This window comes from Robertmurraya korlensis, assembly GCF_023715225.1.
In the GTDB taxonomy this organism is placed as follows: domain Bacteria; phylum Bacillota; class Bacilli; order Bacillales; family Cytobacillaceae; genus Robertmurraya_A.
Genome location: NZ_JAMBNS010000050.1, coordinates 1 through 623, shown reverse-complemented (window position 1 = coordinate 623; position 623 = coordinate 1). Strand labels below are relative to the sequence as shown.

The window sequence follows — 623 nt, the reverse complement described above, 5'->3', positions numbered from 1 at the left end:
AAAGGTTAGCCGCTGCATAGGCAGTAGCTTGGGCGTCAGTTAATCCTGCGGCTTTGGCTTTAGCAACCAAGGCAACACGGTTGGCTTCAATGGCAGCAGCTTTTTCAGCATCTGAACTTGATGAGTTTGGAATAGGTGTAGGTTTTATAGAGTTATTATTATGATTATTACTACTACACGCAGCTATGCTTAGTGATAAAAGAGTAAAAGCACCAATTTTAGGTAAACGAGAAAGCATTTTAAGAATCCAAATTAAATATTATTGAAGTTTCAATTAATGAGATGTAATCAACTATATTTCATTATTGTATCTACATATTTATTTTTGTCTATAAATTTTTCTATTGTGTTTCTGTACAGGTAAACTAAAATCAGACAGGATCTAAGAGATTTTTAAATCCCACCTTCTCCAAAAAAGGTAAATAAACCTTTTGCTTGTCGTTATTCAATAAATCCTTAGCGATTTGTTCGGCAAAGGCATCATAACTGGTATTCGCTTGCCCTTTCGCCAAATAAGAGGCTTCAGGTAGTCGAGAAATTTTGTTAGCAAAAGCAAATCTCTGTTTATCTGTCATCGTCACAAACAAATCAAGCGTATTGGGGTCACGATCGGCTTTGTCCGC

At 36.1% G+C, this 623-nt stretch carries 2 protein-coding genes; both read right to left on the bottom strand.

Going from position 1 to position 623, the window contains the following annotated elements; translation table 11 throughout:
- A partial coding sequence (locus M3175_RS24060) for a hypothetical protein (protein ID WP_251524537.1) occupies nt 1-238 on the bottom strand: 238 nt, incomplete at its 3' end.
- 133 nt (nt 239-371) lie between these two features.
- On the bottom strand, nt 372-623 hold a 252-nt coding region (locus tag M3175_RS24055), incomplete at its 5' end, for a hypothetical protein (RefSeq protein ID WP_251524535.1).